The following is a 22,049-nucleotide window of genomic DNA, read 5'->3' as shown; positions in this document are numbered from 1 at the left end:
TTCAGCTCGGTTCGTCCAGCGCCAGGCGCTGGCGGATCACGTCCACCAGCTTGTCCGGCTGGAACTTGGAGAGGAAGTTGTCGCAGCCGACCTTCTTCACCATGGCATCGTTGAAGCTGCCCGACAGCGAGGTGTGCAGCACCACATGGAGGTCGCGCAGGCGCGGGTCGTTGCGGATCTCGCTGGTCAGGCGGTAACCGTCCATTTCCGGCATTTCCGCGTCGGTGAAGATCATCAGCAGCTTGTCGGTCATCACCTCGCCGCTGTCGGCCCACTTCTTCAGCAGGTTCAGCGCCTTCAGGCCATCGCTGGCCATATGCATGCGGATGCCCAGCTGCGACAGGGTATCGCGCAGCTGGCTCAGAGCCACGCTGGAGTCGTCCACCAGCAGCACCTCGCGGCCGCGGGCCTTTTCCAGCAGCGGGTCGGCGAGTTTCTCGGCGGAAACCTTGGTGCTCATCGGCACGATCTCGGCCAGCACCTTCTCCACGTCGATGACCTCGACGATCTGCTCCTCGACCTTGGTGATGGCGGTCAGGTAGTGCTGGCGCCCGGCGCCCCCGGGCGGCGGCTGGATCGACTCCCAGTTGAGGTTGAGGATGCGGTCGACGCTGCCGACCAGAAAGGCCTGCACCGAGCGGTTGTACTCGGTGACGATGATGGTGCTGCGCTCGTCCGGCACCAGCGGACGCATGCCGATGGCCTGGGACAGGTCGATCACCGGCAGGGTCTGGCCGCGCAGGTTGACCACGCCGCAGACGAAGGGGTGGCGCTGCGGCATCAGGGTCAGCTTGGGCAGCTGCAGCACCTCCTGCACCTTGAACACGTTGATCGCGAACAGCTGGCGCCCGGCCAGGCGGAACATGAGGATTTCCAGGCGGTTCTCACCGACCAGCTGGGTGCGTTGATCTACTGAATCGAGGATGCCGGCCATTGCGCGCTCCTGAGGGGTTAAGGCGAGTCTAGCGTCAGGTTATCGGCCGCGCGCGCTGCCGCTGAAGCGCTGCTGGCGTAGCGCCATCATGCCTGAGCCGCCCTCAGCCGCCAAGCAAGGGCGAATCGGCCGGCAGGTGCAGGCGCAGCGCCGCGGCTTCCGCGCGAAAGCGCAGGCCGCGGCTCTCCAGCGGCTCGCCGTCGAGATTGAGGTCGAGCCCTTCGGCCGCCTCCACCTCCAGCCAGGGCACGCGGGCGCCGATGGCCACGCTCTGCAGGCCGTTGATGCCGCCGGACAGCAGCGTAGCGAGGGTGCCGACCACATCCTGCGCCGCCGGCACTATGCACACGTCGAGCAGGCCGTCGTCGGCCAGGGCATCGGGGCACAGCAGGTGGCCGCCGCCGGCCTGCCGGCCGTTGCCGATGCCCAGGGCGAGAAAGTCGCCCTCCCAGGCGAAACCCGGCGCCTGGAAACGACCGAAGGCCGAACGCACCTCGGAAAAGCGGCTGAGCCCGGTGAGGAAATAGGCGGCGCCGCCGAGCACCTTCTTCAGTTCCTCCGAGGTATTGGCGGTGACGTTGGAGCCGAAACCGCCGGTGGCCATATTGAGGAAGGCGCGCTCGCCGGCCAGGCCCAGGTCCACCGGACGCGGCTCCTGCTCCAGCAGCGCCAGCGCCTCGGCCGGCGCCAGCGGCACGCCGGCGGCGCGGGCGAAGTCGTTGGCGGTGCCCAGCGGCAGCAGCGCCAGGCTGGCACCGCCACCGGCCCGGTGCAGAGCCTCGGCGACATCGCGCAGGGTGCCGTCGCCGCCGCCGGCGATCAGGGTCGGGTATCCGGCCGCCAGCCCCTCGGCGACCAGGCGCTCGCCATCGCCGCCCTCCCAGGTCAGGCGCACCGCCAGGTCCCAGCCCTGCTCGCGCAGATCAGCGACCGCCGCCCTCACCTCCTCGTTCAACGCCTGCTTGCCATGCAGGATCAACCAGGCCTTGCGCTCGCGCATCGCAGTCCTCCTTGAAAGGGATCGGCAACAGCCTACTGGCTGCTTGCCCGACAAACACATCTAATAAATAGATATTTACACCGCAGTATTTGCGCTTTTAAATCGATCAATTCAAATAGATCATGCCGCCATCGACGTTGCACGGGACTAGGCCCGGGCACTACCGGAGGATTTGCCATGATCGAAGTACGCCCCTTTGCACAGCTCGGCGCCGCCCAGCACGGCTGGCTGAATGCCCGTCACCACTTCTCCTTCGCCGAGTACCACGACCCCGCACGGATGAACTGGGGCCGCCTGCGGGTGTGGAACGACGACGAGATCGCCCCGCAGTCGGGCTTCCCGCCGCACCCGCACCGCGACATGGAGATCATCACCTACGTGCGCCAGGGTGCGATCACCCATCAGGACAACCTGGGCAACCAGGGCCGTACCGAGGCCGGCGACGTGCAGGTGATGAGCGCCGGCACCGGCATCGCCCACAGCGAGTACAACCTGGAGGACGAGACCACCAAGATCTTCCAGATCTGGATCCAGCCGAACCAGGCCGGGCTGCCGCCGTCCTGGGGGGCCAAGCCGTTCCCCAAAGGCGACCGCTCCGGAGCCTTCGTCACCCTGGCCAGCGGCTACGAGGAAGACGTCGATGCCCTGCGCATCCGTACCGATGCGCGCCTGGTGGCGGCCACGATCAAGGCCGGAGAAAGCGCCAAGTACAGCCTGCAGCCGGGTCGCAAGGCCTATCTGGTAGGCGCCAGCGGTGCCTTCAGGGTCAACGGCGTGGCGGCGCAGGCACGTGACGGCGTGGCCATCGCCGACGAGACGCTGATCCGCGTCGAGGCCCAGGAAGACAGCGAGATCGTGCTGGTGGATGTCGCCTGATGCCAAACCAATCGCCCTCCGCTTAGGAGGGCGATCTTTTTCAGAGAAGTAGCCCGGATGCAATCCGGGCTACGAATAGCGCTTTACGCCGGGTAACCGGTGATCTTGCGAATGCGCTGGTACAGCGGTTTGAGCTGGCGGTACATGCGCTGGTAGACCTGCCCGTAGAGCTGGTCGTAGGTATTCTGCGCGGCCGGGTTGGGCTGGAATACCTGGCCGACGCGGGTCATGGCGGCGATGGCGCTCGGGTAATCCGGGTGCAGGCCCAGGCCCACCGCGCAATTGATCGCCGCCCCCAGGCCGCTGGTCTCGTACAGGTGCGGGCGCTCGGCCGGCAGGCCGAAGATATCGGCGGTCAGCTGCATCGCCGCATCGCTCTGCGAACCGCCGCCGGAGACGCGCAGGCGCTCGATGCGGGTGCCGACGCGTTTCTCGATGCGCTCCTTGCCCTGGCGCAGGGCGTAGGCCAATCCTTCCAGAATCGCCCGGTACAGGTGCGCGCGGGTGTGCACGTCGCCGAAACCGATGATCGAGCCCTTGGCTTCCAGGCCCGGCTCGCGGATGCCCGGCGTCCAGTAGGGCTGCAGCATCAGGCCCATGGAGCCGGGCGGCACGGCGTTGACCAGCTCGTCGAACAGCGCCTCGGGCGGCACGCCGAGGGCCTCGGCACGCTGCATCTCGCGCAGGCCGAACTCGCGCTTGAACCAGCTGACCATCCAGAAGCCGCGGTAGATCATCACCTCGGTGTTGAAGTGATCCGGCAGCGCCGCCGGGTACGGCGGGATCAGCGCGATGGTTTCCAGATAGCGACGGCGCGTGGTGTTGATGGTCGCCGTGGTGCCGTAGGACAGGCAGGCGGTAGTCGCCTCCAGCGCGCCCGAGCCGAGGACTTCACAAGCCTTGTCGGCGCCGGCGGCGATCAGCGGCAGGCCCTCGGGAATGCCGGTATGCAGGCTGGCAGAGGCGCTGATACTGCCCAGGCGCTCGCCCGGCTTGACCAGCTCCGGCAGTTGCTCGCGGCGCACGGCCAGCGCCTGCCATTTCCAGTCGCCCGGCGCGGCCCAGCGCAGGCGCTTGTAGTCGAACGGCAGGTAGGCCACGCAACTGCTGGTGGAATCGACGAAGCGACCACACAGGCGCTGGGTGAGAAACCCGGACAGCAGCAGTACCTTGTGCGCACGTTCCGCGATGTCCGGCTGATGCTGGGCGACCCAGTTGACCTCGGCCTGGCCGCGGAAGTGATCCACCGCCTCCTCGGCGCGCGCCAGCTTGAACAGCCAGCCCCAGGGCCCCTTGATCCGCCCCTGCACCTCGGCGCGGCGCTGGTCGAGCCAGAGTATCGCCGGGCGCAGCGGTGCGCCCTGCTCATCGACATGGATGATGCTGCCGCGCTGGGTGGTGACGGCGACGCCGCGGATCAGACCGCGGTCGATATCCACCTGCTGCCACAGCAGCCGGCAGGCCTCGCCGAGGCTGGCCCAGTAGTATTCCGGGTCCTGCTCGGCCCAGCCCGGCTGGCTGGAGAAATAGGGATCGAGCTCCACCTTGCCCTTGGCCAGCAGGTTGCCCCGGGTATCGAACAGCAGCGCGCGCACGCTCTGGGTGCCGTTGTCGATGCTCAGCAGGTAGCTTGGTTCGCTCAAGGTGTAGTCCTTCTTGTTATTCGGTGAACTCACTCTCCCCTCTCCCATTCATGGGAGAGGGGCCGGGGGAGAGGGTGTTTTGTCTTACGCCTGGCAGCCTTCGGATGAACGCTTACCCTCTCCCCAACCCTCTCCCGCAAGCGGGAGAGGGGGCCAATCGGAGCAGGCGCACACTAGTCATCCCCCTGCGGCAGGCTATAGCAGCGCCGCCACAGCGCCAGGTAGTCCGTCTCTTCCTGTTGCCAGCGCGCATCGCTCCAGCCCAGGCGCGGCTGGCACAGCGTGCGGATACGCGGCAGTTCGGCGCGCCCACCGCCCGCCAGCACCAGACCCAGGCGGGTGCGGCGTAGCAGCAGGTCGTCCAGGTGCAGCACCAGCTCGCCCTCGGCGGCCCAGGCCAGTTCGGCCCAGAGGGTGTCGGTGGCGCCGACGCGGTCGCCGCCGATCTCGTCGATCAGACGCAGCACCTCGCCCAGCTGGCGACCATGGCGACCGGCCAGGCGGCGCTGCTGCGCCGGGCTCAGGCCGGGCATGGGCGGGATCGCCAGCGGACGAAACACCGCCGTGCCGCGATCCTCCACCGGCTTGCCGACGAAGGCCGCACAGGCACGCAGCACCTCCAACGCCAGCAGACGAAAGGTGGTCAGCTTGCCGCCGGCCAGGGTCACGCTGCCCGGCTCGATCCACAGCGCATGCTCGCGCTTCTCGTCCGAGGGCTTGAGCCCCACACTGCCGTCACCCACCACCGGGCGTACACCGGCCCAGGTCGACAGCACATCACCGCGCGTCACCTCGGCGGTCGGGAACTGCTGGGCGCAGGCGGCCAGCAGGTAGTCGACCTCCTCCATGCTGATGGCCGCCTCGGTGTCCAGATCGCCGGCATGATCCAGGTCGGTGGTGCCGATCACCGTCGCGCCTTCCCAGGGGAAGACGAATACCGGCCGACCATCGGCGGCGTGCATAAAGCTGTAGGCATGCGCCACCGGCAGACGCCAGCCCGGCAGCAGCAGGTGGCTGCCGCGCAGCGGACGGATGCGACCATTGCCGGGCTGGCGCAGGCGATCGGCCCAGGCGCCGGTGGCCTGGGCCACGGCGCGGCTGCGCAGGCGGTAGCGGTTGCCCGTCTCGATATCCTCGGCGAGTACACCGACTACCTGCCCTGACTCACGCAGCAACTCGACCACGCGCATGCCATTGAGCGCCTCAGCGCCTTCGGCACGTGCCTCGCCCAGCACGCGCTGCACCAGGCGCGCGTCATCGGTCACCGCGTCGAAGAAGCGCGTGCCGCCGAGCAGGCCGTCCTCGCGGATGCCCGGCGCCAGGTAGCGCAGCTGTTGCAGCGGGTAGAACAGATGGTTGCGCTTGCCGGCCAGGGCGTCGTACAGGCTCAGCAGACCGCCAAATACCTTGGGCCCAGGGAAGCCGCCGCGGTAATGCGGCATGACGAAACTCAGCGGCTCCACCAGCCCCGGAGCCTCGCCGAGCAGGCGCTGGCGCTCGCGCACCGAGTCGCGGGTCAGCCCGATCTGGCCCTTGGCGACGTAGCGCAGGCCGCCATGGACCATCTTCGACGAGCGACTGGAAGTGCCCCAGGCGAAGTCGCGCTGCTCCAGCAGCAGGCAGCGCCAGCCGCGCCGCGCCGCCTCACGGAGGATGCCGGCGCCGCAGATGCCGCCGCCGATCACCAGCAGATCCCAGTCGCGCGCGGCCAGTTCGGGCAGCGCGCGCTCGCGCCAGGCGGCGTTCCACTGCTGCATGTTCAATCCTGCAGCAGCACGCCGGGAGCCAGGCGCTGCTCCGGGTCGAAATGCGCGGCCAGGCTGCGCAGCGTGGCCATGCCCAGCTCGCCCTTCTCCGCCGCCAGGTAGGGCGCGTGGTCGCGGCCGACGCCATGCTGATGGCTGATGGTGCCGCGGTTCGCGGCGATGGTGCGGCTGGCCGCCGCCTTCAGGCGCTGCCAGCGCGCCATGGCCTCGGCGTAATCGGCGCCGGGGCGGAACACGTAGCTGGTGTAGATGCTCGATCCTTCGCCGTAGACGTGCGACAGGTGGGTGAACACGTGCACCCGCTCGCCCTCGCCGGCCAGTTCGTCGCGCAGGCTGGCTTCCACCTGGTTCAGCAGCTTGTCGACGTTCGACCAGTCGGTGGCGGTTTCCAGGGTGTCCACCAGGTAGCCGCGCTCCCACAGGCCGTGGCGCAGATAGGGGAAGCGGAAGCGGTTGTGCTCCCATTTCTTGCCCAGCAGGGTGCCGGTGAACACCCCGCCGAAACCTTTCAGCAGGCGTCGCGCCTGCTTCAGCGAGGCGGCGTTCTGCAGGCGGTTGCCGGTGAGACCGAAGGTCAGCATGCATTTGCCGTCGCGCGCGCCGCGCAGCGCCAGGTACTTCTCCAGCCAGGCGATCTGCCGCGGGTGGCCGGCCAGGGCCAGCTGGGTGCGGGTTTCGATGGCGTTGGACAGGCGCAGCATGGACAGCGGCACGCGCGCCTGGGCCAGGCTGCGGATGGCGCTCAGCGCCTGCTGCCAGTCGGGCAGGAACACGGCGTAGAAGCGCTCCTGTTCGGCCAGGCGGCTGATGCGCACGCGCACCTCGGAGATCACCCCGAAGCGCCCTTCCGAGCCCAGCACCAGCTCGCGCAGGTCGGGCCCTGCCGCCGAGGCCGGGAAGGTGGGAATCTCCAATGTGCCGGCGAAGGTCTCCAGCTTGCCGCCGGCGAACAGCTGCTCGATACGCCCGTAGCGCAGCGACTGCTGACCGCTGGAGCGGCTGGCCACCCAGCCGCCTAGGGTCGACAGCTCCCAGGACTGCGGGAAGTGGCCCAGGGTGTAGCCGCGCGCGCGCAGCTGGCTCTCCACCTGCGGGCCGTTGGCGCCGGGGCCGAAGGTGGCGACCAGGCTGTCCTCGTCGATCTCCAGCAGGCGCGTCATGCGCTCCAGCGACAGGGTCAGCACCGGCCGCCCACCGGCCTGCGGGTTGATGTGCCCGGCCACCGAGGTGCCGCCGCCGTAGGGAATCAGGGTGACGTCATGCTGCTGCGCCCAGGCCAGCAGCTCGCGGATCTGCGCGGCACTCTCCGGGCAGGCGACGCCATCGGGGAACAGGCCGAACTCGCCGGAGCGCATCGCCAGCCAGTCCGGCAGGCTCTGCCCGCGGGCATGGCGCACGCGCACCTCGGCATCCTGGCTGATCAGCGGGTGCGGGGCCAGGCGCGAGGCCGGCACGCGGGCCAACACCTCCTGCAGGCTGGCGTCGGCCAGACGCTGGCCGGGGCCGATCAGCTCGGCGAGAAAGGCCTCGCCATGGGCCGGCAATTCCACCTCGGTGGCTTCGTCACCCCAACCGTTCCAACGTCGCATCGCATCCCCCATTCCGATCGGCACTTATGGCTGCCTATACTAGCCAGCCGCCGCCGGCCGTCACTGTCGGATCGGGCCAGGGCCTGTCGCCAATCAAGCCAGGCGCCGCGCCCGCTTCCCCCAGAACAAGAAGAAACCATGGAAAACCTCGGCTACACCTCGGTTCCCGCCCTGCTCAAGTACCTGCGCCAGGCCGAACAGCTCGGCCTGGATATCGACCGTGCCCTGGCGGCCGCCGGCATCGAGGCGCAGGAGCTGGCCGACAACGGCAAACGCATCCCCAGCGAAGTGCACGAGCGCCTGCTGGCGCACCTGCTGGAGGTGTCCGGCGACCCGCTGTTCGGCCTGCACTCCGCGCGTTTCGTGCAGCCCGGTTCGTGGAGCGTGCTCGGCTATATCGCCATGAATTGCGCCACCCTGGGTGAGGCCATGGGCCGCATCGTGCCGTACGAGAAACTGGTCGGCGACATGGGCACCAGCCGTCTCGAAGCCGCCGAGGATCACGTGCGGCTGATCTGGAGCTGCCGCCACCAGGCGCCGCAGGTGCGCCGGCATATGGTGGAGAACGTGCTCGCCTCCTGGCTGCTGTACGCGCGCTGGATCGCCGACTCCGAGCATTCGCCGCGCGAGGTGTGGTTCGAGCACGCGCAGCCGGCCGCCACCGAGCTGGCGGAGTATGAGGGTCTGTTCGGCTGCCCGGTATTGTTCGAACAACCCTGCAACGCCCTGCTGGTGCCGTTGGACTACCTGGCCGTGCCGCTGCGCCAGGCCGATGCCAACCTGCTGCGCACCCTGGAGGAACACGCCCTGGCGCTGATGGCCGGGCTGGACGAGGACGAGCCGCTGCCGCGGCGGGTGAAGAACGCCCTGCGCCTGCTGCTCAAGGACGGCCTGCCGCGCAAGGAACGGGTGGCGGAGAAGTTCGACATGACCGTGCGTACCCTGCAGCGTCACCTGCAGCAGGCGGGCACCAGCTACCAGCAGATCCTCGACGAGCTGCGCCAGGAGCTGGCCGAGCACTACCTGCTGCGCAGCGACCTGGCGATCCAGGATATCGCCTGCTACCTGGGCTTCACCGAATCACGCTCGTTCCACCGCAGCTTCAAGGGCTGGACCGGGCAGACGCCGGGGGAGTTTCGCGAGGCCAGGCGCAAGGACGGCGGTGTGCTCTGAGCGCACATTCCGTGGGAGGGGTTTTAGCCGCGACAGGTAGTCGCCGCTAAACCCCCTCCCGCAGGTGCCTCAATGATTAACCGTATGCGCCAGCATCACCGACAGCTGGCACAGCGGCCGGCCGCTCTCGGCGTGCCACTGGTTGAAGGCGGCCTGCACCGCGGCCAGCTCCTTCTGGCTGGTCGGTGCCTTGTCGACTATGCCCTGGGCCTTGAGCGCCGCGACCATGTCGTCGCTGGGGATGAAGGTATCCTTGCCGACCATGCGCAGAAAGCGCGGCGCCGACATGCCGCCGAGCTGACTGCCGTGCTTGGCCAGGTACTTCCACAGACCGACGATATCGGTCACCGGCCAGTCGGCGATCAGGGCGCCGAAACTGCCTTTCTCGCGGCGCACGTCGAGGATGAACTGGGCATTGCGCGGCACGCTTTTCAGCTTGCCCAGGTGACGGATCAGCCGCGCGTCCTGCATCAGGTTCTCCAGGCGTTCACCGCCCATCAGCACCACCTTCTCCGGATCGAAGCCGAAGAACACTTCCTCGAACGCCGGCCACTTGGCGTCCACCAGGCTGTGCTTGAGGCCGGCGCGGAAGATGCGCAGGCTGATCAGCGACAGGTAGCGGTCATCGCTCAGCGCGCGCAGCTCGGCGTCGCTGCGCGGCTGCGGCAGCAGCGCTTCCAGCGCCCGGGCCGAGCCGAAGCGGTTGAGGCAGTATTCGTGCAGCCATTTGTAGTCACGCATGGAGGGGTCGCGCCGTCAGTGGAACAAGCTGCAAAGGGTGCCCGCACAGCCCCCGGTGCGGCAAGTGCCATGTCTGCCGTAGCAGCGCGCTGGCGGGCGATCCAGCGCTCCCGCCGCATCGCCCGCCAGCAGCTGCCTACGCCGAGAGCGCCGCGCCCCGCAGCCGCTCGGCCGCCTGGCGCAAGGCGCTTTCGGTGCTGCTCCAGCCCAGGCAGCCGTCGGTGATCGACACGCCGTAGCGCAGCTCGCCGCTCAGCGCCTGACAGCCGTCTTCCAGGTGGCTCTCCAGCATCACCCCGCGCAGGCTGGCGTCGCCGGCCAGGCGCTGGTCGATCACGCTGGCCAGCACGGCCGGCTGGCGCAGCGGGTCCTTGCCGCTGTTGGCGTGGCTGCAGTCGACCATGATCCGCGGGGCGATGCCCTGGCGCTGCAGCGCCTCGCGTGCGGCCGCCACGCTGGCGGCGTCGTAATTGGGCGCGCCGTGGCCGCCGCGCAACACCAGGTGGGTATCCGGGTTGCCGACGGTGTGCAGCAGCGCCGGGTGACCGAGCTCGTCGATGCCGAAGTGCTGGTGCGGGTGCGCCGCCGAGCGCATGGCGTCGCAGGCGATGGCGAGGCTGCCGTCGGTGCCGTTCTTGAAGCCCACCGGCAGATCCAGGCCGCTGACCATCTCGCGATGCACCTGCGATTCGCTGGTGCGCGCGCCGATGGCCGCCCAGCCGAGCAGGTCGTCGAAGTAGCCGGCCGCCAGTGGCTGCAGCAGCTCGCTGGCCAGCGGCAGGCCGCGGGCGAGGATATCCAGCATCAACTGGCGCGACAGGCGCAGGCCTTCGGCCATGTCGCCGCTGCCGTCCAGCTGCGGGTCGTACAGCAGCCCCTTCCAGCCCACGGTGGTGCGCGGCTTTTCCACGTAGGCGCGCATCACCAGCAGCAGCTGGTCGTCCACCTGCGGCGCCAGCTCGGCCAGGCGCTCGGCGTATTCGAGCGCAGAAGCGCGGTCATGCAAGGAACAGGGGCCGACCACCACCAGCAGGCGCGAATCGCGGCCATCGAGCACGGCGCGAATAGCGTCACGGTCGGCGGCGATACGTTCGGCGAGGGCATTGGCCAACGGCAGGCGCTGGCGCAAGACGGCGGGGCTGGGCAGCGGCTGGGCGCTGCGGCGGGCGATGGGGGTGACGCTGGAAACGAGTTGAGCGGAGACGGATGCATTCATGATCTGGCGGTTCCTTGGCCGGCGCGGTCGATGCCGCGGCGGCGCTAACTGAGTGTTCGTTGCAGGGGTGTCAGGGCGGCGGTGACGCTGCTAAATCGCCAGTCGTAGCGGTAGTTGCGGTAATAACGGTTCATCTGTGCATCCTCTAAGCGCTTGGCCGTTTTCGGCCGAAAAAACAAAACCCCCGGTCGGGTTGCCGACCGGGGGTTTTCTGGAAAACGTCTCTGGTGGCGACCCTGTTGTCTCAGGCCGCCTGTGGGGTATCAGGCGCGCCTGTGGCTAAACCAATACCCAAAGTAATACGCGGCAGCGACCACCGCCTGCGCACGGGCCAGCGCGGCGCGAGCGGCACCGGCGTGGAGCGAGGACAGGAGGTTGTGGCTGGACGACATGATGTTCTCCGAAGCGATGGCCGAACCTTACTCCAGGCCTTCGCGGCCTGGCAAGCGAGGCGTGGAGAAACAATGGTCGCGGCTAAAGCCCCTCCCACAGTTCGCGTCGCTTGTGGGAGGGGCGTAGGGTGGATGTCGCTTTTTACATCCACCAATCCCCTTGCAAGGTGGATCGGTAAAGCGTGATCCACCCTACGGCCGTGCCTTACAGGCTCATCACATCGAGAAAACGCGGCGTGGCGCTGTCGTCGATCTTTAGGCTCTTGAAGTCGAACAGGTTGCGGTCGGCCAGTTGCGAGGGGTGCACGTTCTGCAGCGCGCGGAACATGATCTCGACCCGACCCGGGCTCTTGCGCTCCCACTCCTGCAGCATCTCCTTGACCACCTGACGCTGCAGGTTCTCCTGCGAACCGCACAGGTTGCAGGGGATGATGGGGAACTGCTTAAGCTGGCTGTAGGCCTCGATATCGGCCTCGGCGCAGTAGGCCAGCGGGCGGATCACCACGTTGCGGCCGTCGTCGGACAGCAGCTTGGGCGGCATGGCCTTGAGCGTGCCGCCGTAGAACATGTTGAGGAAGAAGGTTTCCAGGATGTCGTCGCGGTGGTGCCCCAGTGCCATCTTGGTCGCGCCGATCTCGTCGGCGTAGGTGTACAGGGTGCCGCGACGCAGGCGCGAGCACAGCGAGCAGGTGGTCTTGCCCTCGGGAATCTTCTCCTTGACCACCGAGTAGGTGTCCTTCTCGATGATGTGGTACGGCACGCCGATGGATTCGAGGTAAGCCGGCAGCACGTGCTCGGGAAAGCCGGGCTGCTTCTGGTCCATGTTCACCGCGACGATCTCGAACTTGATCGGCGCCACCTTCTGCAGGTACAGCAGCACGTCGAGCATGGTGTAGCTGTCTTTTCCTTATAGGCTAAGAAACAAAATTTTACAGCACCACCATAAACGTAACCTATTGATTTTAAATAAATTAAATAGCATTCAGGCTTTACAGAAAAAGGCAAAAATGTAAATTTGGCGTCTTCCTGAGCTCTAAAAACCCTCATACCTCCCGAAAAACCACCTTCAACCTTTACAAAATCCGAACGACATCAATCCGGCCTTCAACACTGGATGATGAAACCTCGGCTGCTTCGAATTCGTAGGGCGGCCGGACATCCGATCTATCAATGGATAGATCTATAAAATCGAAGAGACTGCGATCAGCTAACTGGGAAGGACTTACGTTTTGTAAGCTGTGAAAGATGTTTTCTACGCAGCCAGGATTTACCGAATCCCACTCCGCAATCATCGACTTGATTTTTTTCCTCTGCAAATTCTCTTGCGATCCGCAGAGATTACACGGAATGATTGGATATGCGCTATCGGCAGCGACCTTTGCTATATCTTTCTCGCGACAGTAGGCGAGTGGCCGGATGACTATATTCCTCTTGTCATCGCTAAGAAGCTTAGGAGGCATCCCTTTCAATTGCGCTTGGAAAAACATGTTCAGAAACAAAGTTTCAACCATGTCATCCATATGATGACCGAGTGCCAATTTAGTAGCCCCAATTTCCTCAGCAAAACTATAAAGCGTGCCCCTTCTGAGTCTAGAGCAAAGAGAACAAGTAGTCTTACCTTCTGGGATCTTACTCTTGACAACGGAATAAGTATCCTTGTCGATTATATAATAATCAATCCCTTTAGCCTCGAAAAACTCAGGCAATATATGCTCCGGAAAGCCAGGTTGCTTCTGATCAAGATTAACCGCCACAACACTGAATTTTATTTGCGCAACTCTCTGCAAGTGCAGCAAAGCGTCAAGCATAACGAATGAATCTTTGCCACCACTTACGCAGGCCATAACTTTGTCGCCATCTTCGATCATTGCATAATCTACAACAGCCTTGCCCACATTGCCGCGCAGCTTTTTACGACGAAGTTCCGCAGCTTTATTAATCTGAGATACCTGTTCGCCCATCATCATATACACTAGCTTCCAATTAAATATTTACAAGCCCAGTTTACTATAAAAACCTCGCCCACCTTGCAACATCCCGCACCACTTGCGAAGAATTGAGATAGTTAGACACTACCAAAATCGGACGCATAAACAATTCGAAGCAAAGCACAACATTGAGGCCACGTATTTAATATACGACATACACTCTTAAGTAAATCTATAAGTCAGTATCATCTGCCGAGTTTGAAGCCAGCTATATCATAACAAGATTATGCCTGCGTTTTATAGAAGCTCCTGACCAACGATTGCATTTAGCTTGACCGAGTCGCAACAGAGGAGGATCACAGCACGGAACTCTGCGAGTCACGCGGAGAGGCCGCAGCAGCCTCAGAATCACATGTGGTGTGAGGCAGGCTCAGTCATTGGGGCTGGATTCAGACGCTGGAGATTAAGCCTTCAGCGCAGCCTCGATCGCGGCAAAGTCGATCTTCGTCCTGCCATCAATGGCCTCGAACGAACGCGTTGCTGCCGCTCGATCAGGGCTGGGTATTGCAGCCGTCAGGATATGTAGGGAGATCTACCACGAAACACCCACTCGTCCCTGTGCCAGCCATACGCGCTCACCTGGCCACATTGTTAATGATCGCGCTCACAAGTGGTCCGTCTCAGCCTGATCATCGGTCGCGACCTGGAACGAAAGAGGCTCTTTGTACTGGAACACCGGGTCGTCGTTCAGGCCAAGGCAGGACATGCGCTACCCTGATCTCGACCGCGAACACATCGCCCTGCTTGCCGGCTGGATGGTCGCCGGGAGCGTGGTGGACGGCCACCACCACGCAGTCCGAAAAGTCTCTGCATAGAAAGAAGAAGTCTCCCCTTTGATTACAACAAAACGGCAGTAGCTGATTGGCGGTGACGATTCGAAGCTTCCACTCATCTAGCTCTCAGTGGTCCACGATGGTTCGGCTGTTGCCAGTCACGACTGGCCGGATTCAATCCATAGCTGCCGGTGGCCACGGGCCGAAACCGGCCAATAGCCGACAATGACGACACTGGAAATCCCCGCCTGTGAGCGTCGGCTCAGGGCGGGACAGCGTCATCCAGCTACCTGCGCCACTGACTCAGCCTTGTCCAGCCGGCCGCGCCGCACGAACAGACTGACCAGCCGTTGACGGATCGCCACCTGGAGTTCCGCCAGTTGTTCCGGCGTGATGCGAATTTCACCCGCTCGACGAGCGCAACACCGGCGCCGCCTACGCCAAGAACCGGCGAATCGAACTCAAACTCACGAACCGCTGAGCGCCGCGTCACCGCGCTGCTGCGCCAGCCAGTCGCGCGGGGCGCAGCCCATGCGCACGCGGAAGGCGCGCGCCAGAGCGTTCGGGCTGCCGTAGCCGACGCGGTCGGCCACCACCGCCACCGGCCGCCCCTGCTTGAGCAGGGTGCAACTGACGTTCATCCGCCAGTCGGCCAGATAGTCGCCCGGCGTGACGCCCACCGCGTCCTTGAACGCGGCGGCGAAGCGCGCGCGTGACATGCCCGCCTTCGCCGCCAGCGCCTCGAGCGACCACGCGGTCTGCGGCGCATCGTGCATGGCGGTTATGGCGCGCGCGAGTTTCGGGTCGGCCAGGCCCGCCAGCAGTCCGGTGGCGCCAAGCCGCCCATCCATCAGATAACGCAGCAACTGGATCAGTAGCAACTCGCACAAGCGGTCGATGGCGGCCTGCCGACCGCACTGGTCGCGCTCGGCTTCGGCAAACAGCAACTCTAGCGTCGGCCCGAGGCCGGGCAAGTCCGCCAACGGAATCAGCAGCATCGACGGCAAGGCCATGGCCAACGGATTGCCCGTCGAAGCGCCCAGGTCGACCTCCGCACACAACAGCTCAGCGGTATCGCCGGGGGCGGCGACAAAACGATGCGACGCCACGCGCGGATAAAACAGCAGGCTCGGCTCGGTAACCAGCAGATCTTCATGCACGGGCGAACGCGCCGTAATCGGGCCGCGCCGCACCAGATGGATATAGCCATGCGGCGCCGCGTAATGATGCTGCCCACAGAAGGCGCCGCTGTGAAAAACGCGCGCCGAAAGCGAGTAGTGCCGGAGCAAGCCGGCCAGTCGATCCGCCATTCCACTCTCCATATAAGACGATAGGTTACGTATTTGATACTTTACGTGCCATATCGTACCAAACAAAGGGCGATCATGCCCACGTGCTCTTGCACCTCACCCACTACGGAGATAGACATGACCCAAATCGCCCCCCTGACCATCGACACCGCTGACGCCGCTACCGCTGCCACACTCAAGGCCGTCAAAGCCAAGCTTGGCATGGTGCCGAACCTGTTCGCCACGCTGGCCCACGCGCCGGCGGCGCTCAATGGCTACCTCGGCTTGTCCGAAACGCTGGGCACCGGCCGCCTGAATGCCTCCCAGCGCGAGATCGTTGCGCTCGCTGCCGGTCAAGCCAATCGCTGCCAGTATTGCCTGAGCGCACACACCCTGATCGGCAAAGGTGCCGGACTGTCGGCAGAGGCCATCGCCGCGGCCCGCACCGGCCAGGCGGCCAACGCACTTGACGATGCAATCGCCGGCTTTGCCCGCGCGCTGGTCGAGCAACGCGGCGTGGTGTCGGCCGACGCCATGGCCAACTACCGCCGCGCGGGGCTCGACGACGGCCTGATACTGGAAGTGATCGCCAACGTCGCGCTGAACACGCTCACCAACTACACCAACCACATCGCCGACACCACGGTGGATTTCCCCGTGGTCGCCGTCTGATCTCCATAGGCATATAAGGAGAACACGATGAAAATCGCACTCACCGGCGCTCTGCTCGCCAGCGCCCTCGTCCTGCCACTGGCCGTCACGGCCGGCGACTTTTCGCCCTATGTGGACAGCCAGGGCGGCATCAGCCGCCCCACAGACTTCCGCACAAACTTCGTCCACCTGGGCTCATATGCGGTGTTGGACGAAAAATCCGCCTCTCGCGGCTTGCACGATGTGTACACCGAAAAGGCCTCGGCCGAGCACTACCGCAAGACCGGCAAGTTCTTGGACGGCGCCACGCTGGTGAAAGAGATCCGCAAGCTCGAAACCAGCGCCATGACCACTGGCAACCCTGTGGTCTGGGGTTCCGATGCGGCCGTGTGGTTCGTGATGGTCAAGGACGCCAAAGGCCGTTTCGCCAGCAACCCCTTGTGGGGCGACGGCTGGGGCTGGGCGCTGTTCAAGGCCGACGCCCCCGCCAAGAATGTCGCCGTCAGCTACGAAGCCGACTGCATGGGCTGCCATGTGCCGGCGGCCAAGACCGACCGCGTATTCATCCAGGGCTATCCGACACTGACCCAGCACTGACTTGCTGCCGGGTTACGCTTCGCGCAGGATGGCACCTCCGTCCTGCGCGAGCCACCCTTTCCGGAAGCGCGCCATGCCGACACTCGACGCCTTTCTGACCGTCGTCCGCGCCTGCACGCGCTGCGCACCGCATCTGCCACACGGCGTGCAGCCGGTCTTCCAGTTTCACCCGAGTGCGCCCATCCTCATCGCCGGCCAAGCACCGGGGGCCCGGGTCCATGCCTCAGGCGTGCCCTTCGACGACGCCAGCGGCGCGCGTCTGCGCGCCTGGCTGGGCGTGGACCGCGACACCTTCTACGACCCTACCCGCATCGCCATTCTGCCCATGGGCTTCTGTTATCCGGGCACCGGCAAAAGCGGTGACCTGCCGCTACGCCCGGAGTGCGCCCCCCGCCTGGCGCGAAGCCTTCATGCAGCGTTTCGAGCGCCTGTCGCTGGTCATCGTGCTGGGCAGCTACGCCATGGACTACCACCTCGGTACTGGCAAGACGCCGCTCACCCGGGTGGTCGAAGCCTGGCGCGAGCACTGGCCGCAAGCGTTCCCCCTGCCTCACCCTAGCCCGCGCAACAATCGCTGGCTGGTGCGCAACCCCTGGTTCCAACAAGGGGTCGTCTCAGAAAACGGAAAATAAAGCACGCTAAGCGTGCGTGGAGGCTGGCACCCAGCGGTACAGCGTCGGAATGGACACGCCGAGGTTCTTGGCCACGTCCTTGGGCGGCACCCCGCTGGCCAGCAGCTTCTTGGCCGACTCGATCTTGCTGTCGGTCATCTTCGGCTTGCGGCCGCCTTTGCGGCCGAGCTGCTTGGCGACTTCCAGCCCGGCGCGGGTGCGCTCGACGGTCAGCTCGCGCTCCATTTCGGCAAGGCTCGCCATGACGTGGAAGAAGAACCGCCCGGATGGTGTGCCGGTGTCGATGGAGTCGGTGAGGCTCCTGAACTGGACACCGTGCTTGTGCAGATCGCCGACCAGATCGACCAGTTGCTTGACCGACCGGCCCAGCCGGTCGAGCTTCCAGACGACCAAAGTATCGCCTTCGCGCAGCATTTCGAGCGTCTTGGCCAAGCCAGGCCGGTCTGCCCGCGTGCCACTCACCTTGTCCTCGAAGACCTTTTTACATCCGGCCTTGCTCAAGGCTTCGCGTTGCAGCTCCAGGTTCTGATCCTGCGTCGAGACGCGCGCATAGCCAATCAACATGGCTTGTCTCGCGCCCGGTCGATGCGTTCCTGCATCGCCTGCATCACTTCTTCGTGGGTGTACGATCTGGCGTTGGCGTCGGTGGCTTGCCGCAGGGCTTCCTCAACCTCGCGCGTCATCCGCTCGTAATCCTCCGGCCACAGCGCTTGCTCCATGCGCAGCGACGCCTGACCCAGCAGGTGCAGCAGGCTGAACAGCCGCATGTCGTTGGTGGCGACGATGCGCTCCCGAATCTGCTCCTGAATAGCTTCGCTAGCCCGATGCGCTTGTGGTGTGGCAGTCCCCTCGTAGTCAGCGGGGAATTCCGCTTCCTCGGCAATCCTTGCCCAGGCGCTGGCCAGCGCCTCGATGGTTGACGTGCTCATTTCCGCCGCTCCTGTGCTCTTTGGCGAATCAACCGGCCAAGGGGCCTCGACGCGAAAACCAGCAGCATCACGCCTATCGGATACCAGGTCGAGAAGACCACCAAGGCATCGAAGGCTGGCCGTCCGGTGTTGGTAGGCAGTACGGCGGTCACAGCCATCAACCCGCCGACCGTCCAGATGATGCGCCACACGTAGGGCATCACGCGGGGCACGTAGCCGTCATCGAAAGCGGTCTGGTAGTAGCGGCGCAGGCCGCGCTCGGCAAGCGCCTGGCGCTGCCGCTCCGACAGCGCATCCGTCCGGCCATACCAGCGCCGGAATGGTGGACAGCGCAGCAGCAAAGGGGTGAAGAGGATCATCACCGCCACGATCGCGACACCCCACGCCATGACGGCGCCGGCATCGGGCCGCTTGGCGTTCTCGATCACGGGCGCGAAGACGCCCGGAGCACCGATCATCCAGAACAGCGCAATGTGCTGATGGAAGGAGAGCTTCATTTGCTCATCCACTTGCGCAGCAGGCGCTTTTTCAGGGAGGCGCGTTCTTGCGGGTTGCGTCCCTTGTGATTGGCGATGCGATCCGCCGTGGCGGCCTGGCGCTTGACGGGCCAGTAGGAGCGGCCATCCTTGCCCATCGACCAGACGCTGCTGGCCTGGTTTTCCAGCAGGGGCAGATGGGCGCTCAGGGCTTCGGGCGACGCGCTGGTCAGCGCCGTGCGCTCACGGGTGCGCCAGCGCTGATGCCAGAGCTTCTTGTCCTCGCGCTCGCTGCCGCAGGTCGTGTGCCCGACGATGGGTGTTTTGCGGCGGCTGCGGCTCATAACGTAGTGGTCTCCAAGAACATTCAGGACTGATCCCAGGCGTCGATGGTCAAGACCTGATCGGCAGGACAGGCGGCTACGCGGTCGGGAACTGGATGGTGTTCAGTCTCATGCCGACCCCATTCGATTGATCGCGTCGCTTGCGGCACGCTGCGACGCAAGGAGGTTTGCGACCTGGTTTAGCAGCCGTGTCCGCTGCATGTCTGTTACCTATCTCCCCGACCGCTCATTGGACCAACTCCAGAGATTGGGCTCTATCGCTCAGCCAATACGAAACCGGCATTGGCTGATGCCACAACCGAGACGAACACAAATGGCTCGGTACCTGTATTTCGCGCCCCGTGCACTTGGCCCGGTCTTGCCACGGCTATCTCACCTTCCCTGAGGGCACGAACAATCCCATTGCCCTGAAAGTAATCAGCCATTCCCGACAAAACAGTCCACGTGTCTTGGCCGTGAGGATGAATGTGAGCCGCAATTTCCTGCCCGGGATGGACATGCCAAACCACGATAATTGAGTCTCGGGTTTCAAGCACAACGGAACGAATAGGCTCGCCTTCGGACGGCTGAACATACTCGGCTACAGAAAATATTCTCGATTCAACAGTCATCGGAGATCCCTCTTTCACAGTGCCCCCAGACAGGCTGGATATGAGTTCTAACTCGAATTTGAACGGGAGGCTGGTCGTGCGGTCGTGCAGTTGCCGATGAGCGTGTCGGCTGCTGCCTCCTTGCCCACCAGCGAACTCTCGTCCGTTGCGGCCATCCAGAAGGTCTTGCCCGAGCGCGGCTCATAGGTCGCGGGATCGAACACGCCAGAGGGGCCGAACATCGGCGGCTTGATTGGTCATGGCTCCATGCCTTTGTCGTTACGGTCTTCATCGTCGGCATCCTGACGCACGGCGGGCAATTGCTGGAGCAACGCCGGCAGCCATTCCTGTACCGTCTCCCACACCACATCGAGGTTGATGTCGAAATAGCCGTGAGCCATGCGATTACGCATATTGCGCATGCTGCGCCACGGCACGTCGGCATGCGCCTGGGTGAACTCGACGTAGCCATCCATCACCTTTGTGGCCGCCTCGCCGATGACGATCAGGCTCATGATGACGGCCTGCTGGGTGCGCTTGTCGGCCAAGAAGTCGTCCTTGGCCATCCCTTCCACGAAGCTGCGCGCATCGGTTGCGGCCTGCTGAATGTGGTCGAGGTAATCGGGCAGGCGGTTCTCGCTCATATCGGTTGCGCCTCCGCGAGCACCTTGGCCCGGAACTTCGGCGGCAGGTCGCCGGGAGTCAGCAGATCGACGTCAACGCCGAGCAGCGATTTCAGTTCTTCTTCCAAATCGCCCAAGTCCAACAACGTGGCACCGGGCAGCGCATCGACCAACAGGTCGAGGTCGCTGCCATCCCGGTCGGTGCCATGCAGCACCGAGCCGAAGACGCGCGGGTTCGCGGCGCGAAAGCGGCCTACCGCTTCACGCACTGCGCTTCGCTTCATGTCAAGCACAACAGACGGTCGCATGGGCATCCTTTCTTATCGAAACTCGTTGAGATGATATGCAATCAAGAATAGAATTTCAAGAACTATTTTCGAGAATCGCAATGCCTTGATTCCGGGGTTTGGGGAGCAATGGAACCAAAAACCAACGTAAGCTCTGAATCCCACCGTAAAGGGGCTTTCCGATCTCCAGCTCACCCGCCAGGCATTACTCTCTGATCAGTGCCTCGATGATCGGGCAGATCGTTCCGCCGTCTCCCGCATAACATTGCTGCACCAGTTCGCCTAACAGTTGCTGCATGACGACCAAGTCGGCCATCTTCTGCTCGATCAACGCGAGCTTGCGTGCAGCCCGTGCTCGCGTTTCGGCACAGGCGCACGACTCATCCAGCGTCAGCAGTCCACCGACTTCCGAGAGCGTGAAACCCAGCGCCTGAGCCCGCTTGATGAAACGCAGTCGCTTCACCATGTCCACCGGATAGCGCCGATGGCCACCCAAGGGTTTGGCTGGTTCATCCAGCAGCCCGCGTCGCTGGTAGTAGCGGATCGTCTCGACGTTCACCCCGGCGGCGTCTGCCAGCTTGCCAATGGTCAGCTCTGTGGCCATCACTTTCTCCTTGATTCCGTACTTTGGTACGGAGTTTAGAATAGCACCTAGGCAATCAGGCTCAGGAGATGGGAATGGGGATGCAACTCACCGGGAAAGGCTCGCTGGTCGCGAGTTCGCTGACCGCCATCGGTGCGTCGGTGTGCTGTGTCGGGCCACTGGTGCTGTTGGCACTCGGTGTCGGCGGTACGTGGGTGGGCGCTCTGACCATGATGGAGCCACTACGCCCCCTCTTCATCGGGTTGACTCTACTGTTCCTGGGATTGGCATTCCGCAAGCTCTACCTGGTGCCACAGGTTTGTACGCCAGGTACACCCTGCGCCGATCCGCGCACGCTCGTGCGACAGCGACTCGTGTTCTGGATCGTCAGCGTGCTGCTGCTCGGCCTATTGGCCGTGCCGTGGCTCGCCCCGCTGTTCTACTGAAGGAGATTAACCATGCGCAAACTGCTGATCGCCGTGCTTTTCGCCTTGCCCTTCGTGGCGCTGGCGGCTCCCCCGAAAACCGTCACGCTCGACGTGCAGAACATGACGTGCGGACTCTGTCCGATCACGGTCAAGAAGTCGCTGGAGAAGGTGTCCGGCGTGAGTGACGTCCAGGTCAATTTCGACCAGAAGACGGCGACCGTCACCTACGATCCCGATAAGGCCCAGCCCGAGGCACTGACTGAGGCGACCGCGAACGCGGGATACCCCTCCACAGTGCAGAAGTGAGGTCACGATGAGCGCCATTGTCCTTGAGTCCGTGCTGACTTGCCCGCGCTGCGGCTTCGCCAAGCCGGAAACCATGCCCACGGACGCCTGCCAGTTCTATTACGAGTGCAGCAACTGCAAGGCGCTGCTGCGCCCCAACCCAGGGGATTGCTGCGTTTTCTGTTCGTTCGGCTCGGTGAAGTGCCCGCCGATCCAGCAGCAGCTTGGGTGTTGCTCATAGCGT

The 22,049-nt window shown here is 64.4% G+C and carries 25 protein-coding genes and 3 pseudogenes; 9 read left to right on the top strand and 19 right to left on the bottom strand.

What is annotated here, in order from left to right; all coding sequences use genetic code 11:
- Position 1: 1 nt before the first annotated feature.
- Together AC1G9C_RS08215 and yegS are read right to left on the bottom strand one after the other, a co-directional pair.
- Positions 2–934, bottom strand: a complete 933-nt coding sequence (locus tag AC1G9C_RS08215) for a chemotaxis protein CheV (protein ID WP_021444477.1) — start codon at positions 932–934, stop codon at positions 2–4.
- 103 nt (positions 935–1,037) lie between these two features.
- Complete coding sequence (yegS, locus tag AC1G9C_RS08210; protein WP_397497490.1) at positions 1,038–1,934, bottom strand: lipid kinase YegS; 897 nt, start codon at positions 1,932–1,934, stop codon at positions 1,038–1,040.
- A gap of 177 nt (positions 1,935–2,111) precedes the next feature.
- Here yegS and AC1G9C_RS08205 point away from each other — a divergent pair, with 177 nt between their 5' ends.
- Positions 2,112–2,810 (top strand): pirin family protein, encoded by a 699-nt coding sequence (locus AC1G9C_RS08205; RefSeq protein ID WP_480409904.1) that lies wholly within the window; start codon positions 2,112–2,114, stop codon positions 2,808–2,810.
- A gap of 83 nt (positions 2,811–2,893) precedes the next feature.
- Here AC1G9C_RS08205 and AC1G9C_RS08200 read toward each other — a convergent pair whose 3' ends face one another.
- The 3 genes from AC1G9C_RS08200 to AC1G9C_RS08190 all read right to left on the bottom strand — a co-directional run bounded on the left by AC1G9C_RS08200 (position 2,894) and on the right by AC1G9C_RS08190 (position 7,808).
- Positions 2,894–4,501: an FGGY-family carbohydrate kinase gene (locus AC1G9C_RS08200; RefSeq protein WP_480409903.1), complete on the bottom strand. Its 1,608-nt coding sequence runs from the start codon at positions 4,499–4,501 to the stop codon at positions 2,894–2,896.
- A 125-nt stretch (positions 4,502–4,626) separates the two neighbouring features.
- Positions 4,627–6,210, bottom strand: coding sequence for a glycerol-3-phosphate dehydrogenase/oxidase (locus tag AC1G9C_RS08195; protein WP_480409902.1), 1,584 nt, complete (start codon positions 6,208–6,210; stop codon positions 4,627–4,629).
- A gap of 2 nt (positions 6,211–6,212) precedes the next feature.
- Positions 6,213–7,808, bottom strand: a complete 1,596-nt coding sequence (locus tag AC1G9C_RS08190; protein WP_480409901.1) for an FAD-binding oxidoreductase — start codon at positions 7,806–7,808, stop codon at positions 6,213–6,215.
- Between the two features lie 138 nt (positions 7,809–7,946).
- On the opposite strand from AC1G9C_RS08190, the gene gliR reads away from it, so the two are divergent.
- Complete coding sequence (gene gliR, locus AC1G9C_RS08185) at positions 7,947–8,981, top strand: AraC family transcriptional regulator GliR (protein ID WP_480409900.1); 1,035 nt, start codon at positions 7,947–7,949, stop codon at positions 8,979–8,981.
- 69 nt (positions 8,982–9,050) lie between these two features.
- Here the strand turns inward: gliR and AC1G9C_RS08180 are convergent, their stop codons facing one another.
- The 6 genes and pseudogenes from AC1G9C_RS08180 to AC1G9C_RS08155 all read right to left on the bottom strand — a co-directional run bounded on the left by AC1G9C_RS08180 (position 9,051) and on the right by AC1G9C_RS08155 (position 15,401).
- Positions 9,051–9,722: a DNA-3-methyladenine glycosylase I gene (locus AC1G9C_RS08180; protein WP_021442951.1), complete on the bottom strand. Its 672-nt coding sequence runs from the start codon at positions 9,720–9,722 to the stop codon at positions 9,051–9,053.
- Positions 9,723–9,858: 136 nt separating this feature from the next.
- Positions 9,859–10,938 (bottom strand): 3-deoxy-7-phosphoheptulonate synthase, encoded by a 1,080-nt coding sequence (locus AC1G9C_RS08175; RefSeq protein WP_480409899.1) that lies wholly within the window; start codon positions 10,936–10,938, stop codon positions 9,859–9,861.
- 597 nt (positions 10,939–11,535) lie between these two features.
- A pseudogene (gene ttcA / locus AC1G9C_RS08170) lies at positions 11,536–12,237 on the bottom strand (tRNA 2-thiocytidine(32) synthetase TtcA); the annotation flags it as partial.
- 166 nt (positions 12,238–12,403) lie between these two features.
- Entirely contained in the window at positions 12,404–13,291 is an 888-nt protein-coding gene (gene ttcA, locus AC1G9C_RS08165; RefSeq protein ID WP_371320280.1) for a tRNA 2-thiocytidine(32) synthetase TtcA, read from the bottom strand.
- Between the two features lie 430 nt (positions 13,292–13,721).
- Positions 13,722–14,180 (bottom strand): annotated as a pseudogene (locus AC1G9C_RS08160) (VOC family protein).
- A 378-nt stretch (positions 14,181–14,558) separates the two neighbouring features.
- The gene (locus AC1G9C_RS08155) at positions 14,559–15,401 is read right to left on the bottom strand and encodes a helix-turn-helix transcriptional regulator (RefSeq protein WP_023444849.1); all 843 of its coding nucleotides are present in this window, start codon (positions 15,399–15,401) and stop codon (positions 14,559–14,561) included.
- Positions 15,402–15,476: 75 nt separating this feature from the next.
- Here AC1G9C_RS08155 and AC1G9C_RS08150 point away from each other — a divergent pair, with 75 nt between their 5' ends.
- From AC1G9C_RS08150 to AC1G9C_RS08135, 4 genes and pseudogenes are all read left to right on the top strand, one after another.
- A complete protein-coding gene (locus tag AC1G9C_RS08150) occupies positions 15,477–16,052 on the top strand; it encodes a carboxymuconolactone decarboxylase family protein (protein ID WP_003464997.1) in 576 nt (191 codons plus the stop codon).
- Positions 16,053–16,079: 27 nt separating this feature from the next.
- Entirely contained in the window at positions 16,080–16,628 is a 549-nt protein-coding gene (locus AC1G9C_RS08145) for a cytochrome P460 family protein (RefSeq protein ID WP_003465000.1), read from the top strand.
- Positions 16,629–16,656: 28 nt separating this feature from the next.
- Positions 16,657–16,977, top strand: a pseudogene (locus tag AC1G9C_RS08140) (uracil-DNA glycosylase family protein); the annotation flags it as partial.
- A 61-nt stretch (positions 16,978–17,038) separates the two neighbouring features.
- Positions 17,039–17,260 (top strand): uracil-DNA glycosylase family protein, encoded by a 222-nt coding sequence (locus AC1G9C_RS08135; RefSeq protein WP_043244964.1) that lies wholly within the window; start codon positions 17,039–17,041, stop codon positions 17,258–17,260.
- 6 nt (positions 17,261–17,266) lie between these two features.
- Here AC1G9C_RS08135 and AC1G9C_RS08130 read toward each other — a convergent pair whose 3' ends face one another.
- The 8 genes from AC1G9C_RS08130 to merR all read right to left on the bottom strand — a co-directional run bounded on the left by AC1G9C_RS08130 (position 17,267) and on the right by merR (position 21,113).
- Positions 17,267–17,824: a recombinase family protein gene (locus AC1G9C_RS08130; RefSeq protein WP_003100847.1), complete on the bottom strand. Its 558-nt coding sequence runs from the start codon at positions 17,822–17,824 to the stop codon at positions 17,267–17,269.
- Positions 17,818–18,189: a hypothetical protein gene (locus tag AC1G9C_RS08125; protein ID WP_003100853.1), complete on the bottom strand. Its 372-nt coding sequence runs from the start codon at positions 18,187–18,189 to the stop codon at positions 17,818–17,820. Before AC1G9C_RS08125 ends, AC1G9C_RS08130 begins: the two co-directional genes overlap by 7 nt.
- On the bottom strand, positions 18,186–18,686 hold the full coding sequence (locus AC1G9C_RS08120; RefSeq protein WP_003100856.1) for a hypothetical protein: 501 nt from the start codon (positions 18,684–18,686) through the stop codon (positions 18,186–18,188). The genes AC1G9C_RS08125 and AC1G9C_RS08120 overlap by 4 nt, the downstream gene beginning before the upstream one ends.
- Entirely contained in the window at positions 18,683–19,009 is a 327-nt protein-coding gene (locus AC1G9C_RS08115) for a hypothetical protein (RefSeq protein ID WP_003100858.1), read from the bottom strand. Before AC1G9C_RS08115 ends, AC1G9C_RS08120 begins: the two co-directional genes overlap by 4 nt.
- Positions 19,010–19,263: 254 nt before the next feature.
- On the bottom strand, positions 19,264–19,620 hold the full coding sequence (locus tag AC1G9C_RS08110) for a cupin domain-containing protein (protein WP_003465043.1): 357 nt from the start codon (positions 19,618–19,620) through the stop codon (positions 19,264–19,266).
- Between the two features lie 236 nt (positions 19,621–19,856).
- Entirely contained in the window at positions 19,857–20,243 is a 387-nt protein-coding gene (locus AC1G9C_RS08105) for a HepT-like ribonuclease domain-containing protein (RefSeq protein ID WP_003100872.1), read from the bottom strand.
- A complete protein-coding gene (locus tag AC1G9C_RS08100; protein ID WP_016487057.1) occupies positions 20,240–20,506 on the bottom strand; it encodes a nucleotidyltransferase family protein in 267 nt (88 codons plus the stop codon). Before AC1G9C_RS08100 ends, AC1G9C_RS08105 begins: the two co-directional genes overlap by 4 nt.
- 208 nt (positions 20,507–20,714) lie before the next feature.
- Positions 20,715–21,113 carry an Hg(II)-responsive transcriptional regulator gene (gene merR, locus AC1G9C_RS08095; RefSeq protein WP_010466370.1) on the bottom strand — a complete coding sequence of 133 codons (399 nt, stop codon included), beginning with the start codon at positions 21,111–21,113 and terminating at the stop codon, positions 20,715–20,717.
- Between the two features lie 74 nt (positions 21,114–21,187).
- Between merR and AC1G9C_RS08090 the strand changes: the two genes are divergently transcribed.
- Genes AC1G9C_RS08090 through AC1G9C_RS08080 form a run of 3 tightly spaced genes read left to right on the top strand, consistent with a single transcriptional unit; the run spans position 21,188 to position 22,046 of the window.
- Entirely contained in the window at positions 21,188–21,538 is a 351-nt protein-coding gene (locus AC1G9C_RS08090) for a mercuric transporter MerT family protein (protein ID WP_003089115.1), read from the top strand.
- A gap of 12 nt (positions 21,539–21,550) precedes the next feature.
- Positions 21,551–21,826, top strand: coding sequence for a mercury resistance system periplasmic binding protein MerP (gene merP, locus AC1G9C_RS08085; RefSeq protein WP_003150552.1), 276 nt, complete (start codon positions 21,551–21,553; stop codon positions 21,824–21,826).
- 7 nt (positions 21,827–21,833) lie between these two features.
- On the top strand, positions 21,834–22,046 hold the full coding sequence (locus AC1G9C_RS08080) for a GDCCVxC domain-containing (seleno)protein (RefSeq protein WP_003089113.1): 213 nt from the start codon (positions 21,834–21,836) through the stop codon (positions 22,044–22,046).
- Positions 22,047–22,049 lie beyond the last annotated feature (3 nt).

It is taken from the genome of Pseudomonas sp. ABa2, assembly GCF_056676075.1.
The sequence above is the reverse complement of the archived record's forward strand: the minus strand, read 5'-3'. Positions and strand labels throughout refer to the sequence as shown.